We start from the raw sequence: 4781 nt of genomic DNA, 5'->3' as shown, positions 1-4781 counted from the left end.
CCCTCACAGCCAACCCACTCCCCCACACCTCCACCCCAACCCATCGCCATGTAACCGCCATGTTGCCGTCGAGACATAGGCGAAACACATGGGCAACTCAGTCGAACACACGAGTTTGCCATAGTGGGCGATGTCCAAGTTCAGAGCAGATCCGGGCGAGACCCCGCCCTCACGGGCCGCATGCAGAGCATTGCGGCGCGTGAGACCGGCGGGGCCTCGCCCGAATCATATGGGAGAGGGGGAGCATATGGCCGCCACATCGCGCACAGTCCACTCGGTTGCCGGAAAGCGCATAGTGCGCACCGCGACCGCAGCCGTCGCCGCAGTTGCCGCGCTGATATCGATGAGCGGGTGCGGCTGGGGGCGTACCGTTGCGGAAAAGAACGCGGCATCCGCCAACGCGACGGCCGCCGCCTCCACCTCCGGCAGCTGCGTGGACGCCTCGGGCGACACCATCAAAATCGGCTTCGTCAACTCGCTGAGCGGCACCATGGCCATCTCCGAAACCACGGTCAACCACTCACTGCACATGGCCGCCGACGAAATCAACGCGGTCGGCGGCGTGCTCGGCAAGAAACTCGAGGTGGTCGAACAGGACGGCAAGTCGGAGCCGGCAGTATTCGCCGAAAAGGCGCGCAGCCTCATCGAAAAGGACTGCGTCGCCGCCGTGTTCGGCGGATGGACCAGCTCCTCGCGCAAGGCCATGCTCCCCGTGTTCGAGGCCGACAATGCGCTGCTGTTCTACCCGCTGCAATACGAGGGCATGGAAGCCAGCCCCAACATCTTCTACACCGGCGCCGCGCCCAACCAGCAGATCGTGCCAGCGCTCGACTATCTCAAGGAGCAGGGCCACAAGAAGCTGTTCCTCGTCGGCTCCGACTACGTGTTCCCCCAGACCGCCAACCGCGTGGTCAAGGCGTACGCCGAAGGCAACGGCATGGAGGTCGTCGGCGAGGAATACACGCCGATGGGCTCCACCGACTTCACCACGATCGTCAACAAGCTGAAATTCTCCGGCGCGGACGCGGTCGTCAACACCCTCAACGGCGACTCCAACGTCGCGTTCTTCAAGGAATACAAGGCATCCGGGCTCAAAGCCGACAGCGTGCCCGTGATCTCCATGTCGATCGCCGAAGAGGAGGTCTCCGCGATCGGCGTCGACAACGTGCGCGGCCAGCTCACCGCATGGAACTACTACCAGACGCTCGACAGCGCGGAAAACCAGAAGTTCGTCAAGGACTTCAAGCAGCGCTACGGGCAGGACAAGCCCACATCCGACCCGATGGAATCCGCATACACGTCGCTCTACCTGTGGAAGGGCATGGTCGAGAAGGCGCAGTCGTTCGACGTGGACAAGGTCAAGGCCGCAGCCGACGGCGTCACCTTCGACGCGCCGGAAGGCAAGGTCACCGTCGACGGCGAGAACCATCACATCTACAAGACCTCGTACATCGGCAGAATCGGCGACGACAAGCTCATCCACACGGTATGGCAGTCCGACGGGCCGATCAAACCGGACCCGTATCTCAAGACCTACGACTGGGCGGCGGCGCTCAGCGCAGGCACGGGTGCCGATTCGGCAGGCACAGCCGATACAGCCGGCACAGCCGATTCGACCGGCGAATAAACCACGGCAACAGGAATCACGAGAGGAAGGTTATCGACCATGGGAATGTTCTTTCCGCAGATCGTAGCGGGATTGTCCAACGGATCGATCCTGCTGTTGGCGGCCCTCGGACTGTCGCTGACATTCGGCCAGATGGGCGTGATCAACAACGCCCACGGCGAGTTCATGATGGCCGGCGCATACACCGCATACGTGATGAGCTCGATCATCGGCTCCAAAACCGTGGCGCTCGCCGTCGCACTGGTGGTCGGCTTCGTCGTCGCCGGGCTGCTTGGCCTGCTGCTTGACGTCGCCCTGCTGGAGCGTATGCGGCTGCGGCCGCTCGACACGCTGCTGGTCACGTTCGGCGTGTCCCTGGTGCTTCAGCAGCTTGCGCGAGACATCTTCGGCTCCACGCCGGTCTATGCGGCGGCCCCCGAGGCGCTCACCAATCCGGTGACGGTGTTCGGCTACAGTTTCTCCGCCGCGCGTCTGTTCATCTTCATTCTCGCGATCGTATGCGTGGCGGCGCTGTACGCGGTGCTCAGGTTCACGCCGCTCGGCCGGCAGATCCGCGCCACCGGCCAGAATCGCGATCTTGCCGAAGTATCCGGCATCTCCACGAAGAAGGTCGATCACGTCACGTTCTTCCTTGGATCCGGCATCGCCGGCGTGGCTGGCGTCGCATTGAGTCTGCTCAATTCGATCAGCTTCAACTTCGGCACCACGTTCATCGTGCAGGCGTTTCTCGTCGTGGTCGCCGGCGGCGTCGGCCAGCTCAAGGGCGCGGTCATCGCATCGTTCGCGCTGGGCCTGTGCCAGTCGTTCATCGAATTGCCGACATCCGCATCGATCGGCCAGGTTGCGGTGTTCCTGATCGTCGTTCTGTTCCTCCAGCTGCGCCCGCAGGGTCTGGTCGCGGTGCGGTCGAGGAACCTGGCATAGTCGGTCGGCAACGGAAAGGGAAGTGATTGACATGAATCTGACTGCTGTTTCCGGCTTCTACGCCAAGTACAAGGTCTGGGTGGGCGTCGTCGTCGCGCTCGCGCTGATCTTCCTCGCTCCGGCGGTGATGAGCGCATACAATATCGGACTGCTGTCCAAGTACCTGTGCTACACGATGGTGGCCGTGGGCATCGGTCTCGCCTGGGGGCAGGGCGGCATGCTCACCCTCGGCCAAGGCATGTTCTTCGGCCTCGGCGCCTATGTGATGGCCATCCACATGAAACTCGCTGACATCGCCCCCGGCACGGTTCCCGACTTCATGGCCCAGTACGGCATCGACAAGGTGCCCGGATTCTGGGAGGTGTTCCGCAATCCGGTCGTGGCGGTGATCGGCGTGATGGCGGTGCCAGGCATCGTCGCCGTCATCCTCGGCCTGCTGGTATTCGGACGAGGCGTGCGCGGCGCATACTTCGCAATCCTCTCCCAGGCCCTCGTCGCCGCATTCGCCGTGCTCCTCATCGGACAATCCAAAACGACCGGCGGCACCAACGGCCTAAGCGACTTCAAAGGATTCTTCGGCTACGATCTGACCGACCCCGCCAACAAGGAGATGATCTACTACATCTGCGCGATCCTCGTACTCGCCATGGTGCTCATCACCTACTGGATCCGCCACTCGTTCATGGGCGAGCTCATCATCGGCGTGCGCGACCAGGAGAACCGCATGAAGTTCCTCGGCTACAATCCCGCATCCATCAAAGTCTTCGCCTTCGCCATGGCCGCCATGTTCGCCGGCATCGGCGGAGCGATGTTCGTGCCCGTCGTCGGCATCATCTCACCATCCGACATCGGCGTCACCCCGTCGATCGTCATGCTCGCCGGCGTCGTGATCGGCGGCCGCACCACGCTGCTCGGCCCCGTGATCGGCACCCTGCTCGTCCGATTCGCCGAAACCCAGCTATCCGAGGCATACCCATCCGCATGGACCTATCTCGAAGGACTCATGTTCATCCTCGTCATCGCCTTCGCCCCCCGCGGACTCGGACAGCTCAAGGATCTATGGCCGTGGATCGCAGACAAAATCGGACTGAACAGAGCAGCAACGACAGCAGGTGCCGTATCAGCGGATGCCGTATCGGGCACCTCAGCCGCATCGACCATCACAACCAAGGCGGTGAACGCATGAGCATCGACAACACCAGCAAAACCGGGCACGTCACCACCGACACCAAACCGGAGGTCTCCCCCCAGGAACTCGAACAACTGCGCGCCGAAATGCAGCGCATGCGCGACGAAGCCAAACGCATGCGCGACGACGCCGCAGCCATGAAAGCCGAAATCGCCGAAGAACGCGACCGACTCAAAGAACAGCTCGCCGTCCTCGACGACCGCGGCGGCAAATGGTCCGACTATCTGGAAATCCAAGGCCTCCACGTCGAATTCGACGGATTCGTCGCCGTCAACAACCTCGACCTGACCGTCACCCACGGCGATCTGCGATTCCTCATCGGCCCCAACGGAGCCGGCAAAACCACCATCATCGACGCCATCACCGGACTCGTCCCCGCCGCCGGCTCCGCCATGTTCCGCGGCGAACAGCTCATCGGCCGCAAACCCAACGACATCGTCCGCCTCGGCGTCGGCCGCACCTTCCAAACCGCCTCCGTCGTCGAAGAACTCAGCGTCCTCGAAAACCTCCAAATCGCCGAAGGATTCCGCAAAACCACGCGCGACCTCTTCCGCCGCCCCGGCCCTCCCTCCCAAAACGTCCAATACATGATGGACGTCTGCAACCTCACCCAGGATGCCTACAAGCTGGCCGGCACCCTCCCCCACGGCAAAAAGCAATGGCTCGAAATCGGCATGCTCCTCGTCCAGGACGCCCACCTTCTCCTCCTCGACGAACCCGTCGCCGGCATGACCCCCGCCGAACGCGAAGCCACCGGCCAACTCCTCAAACGCTGCAGCCGCAACCGCACCGTCATCATCGTCGAACACGACATGGATTTCATGCGTCGCTTCGCCGACTCCGTCACCGTCCTCAACCAAGGTGAAATACTCGCGCAAGGCTCGGTGGAAGAGATACAGGGTAATGACGAAGTCGTCCGCATCTACCTTGGTGGAGGCGAATGATGGAGCGCCTCCTGCGTTGTGGAAAAACTCGACGTACCTTTCGTACGCCTTCGTTTTCCACGCCTTGGAGTCGCACGCATCATTCGCCTCCACGTGG

Annotated in this window: 4 protein-coding genes; all 4 read left to right on the top strand. The window is 62.5% G+C overall.

Annotation, left to right across the window (positions count from 1 at the left end; translation table 11 throughout):
- The first annotated feature begins 247 nt into the window (after positions 1 to 247).
- From urtA to EHS19_RS03540, 4 genes are read left to right on the top strand one after another with little or no spacing between them, the layout of a single operon-like run.
- The gene (urtA, locus tag EHS19_RS03555) at positions 248 to 1627 is read left to right on the top strand and encodes an urea ABC transporter substrate-binding protein (protein ID WP_151916411.1); all 1380 of its coding nucleotides are present in this window, start codon (positions 248 to 250) and stop codon (positions 1625 to 1627) included.
- A gap of 39 nt (positions 1628 to 1666) precedes the next feature.
- Entirely contained in the window at positions 1667 to 2551 is an 885-nt protein-coding gene (urtB, locus tag EHS19_RS03550) for an urea ABC transporter permease subunit UrtB (RefSeq protein ID WP_151916410.1), read from the top strand.
- Positions 2552 to 2582: 31 nt separating this feature from the next.
- Positions 2583 to 3737: an urea ABC transporter permease subunit UrtC gene (urtC, locus tag EHS19_RS03545; RefSeq protein WP_241677056.1), complete on the top strand. Its 1155-nt coding sequence runs from the start codon at positions 2583 to 2585 to the stop codon at positions 3735 to 3737.
- On the top strand, positions 3734 to 4684 hold the full coding sequence (locus EHS19_RS03540) for an ABC transporter ATP-binding protein (protein WP_241677055.1): 951 nt from the start codon (positions 3734 to 3736) through the stop codon (positions 4682 to 4684). The genes urtC and EHS19_RS03540 overlap by 4 nt, the downstream gene beginning before the upstream one ends.
- Positions 4685 to 4781: the final 97 nt, after the last annotated feature.

Source organism: Bifidobacterium jacchi, assembly GCF_009078285.1.
Classification (GTDB): Bacteria; Actinomycetota; Actinomycetes; order Actinomycetales; family Bifidobacteriaceae; genus Bifidobacterium; species Bifidobacterium jacchi.
This window is presented reverse-complemented; position numbering and strand designations above follow the sequence as displayed.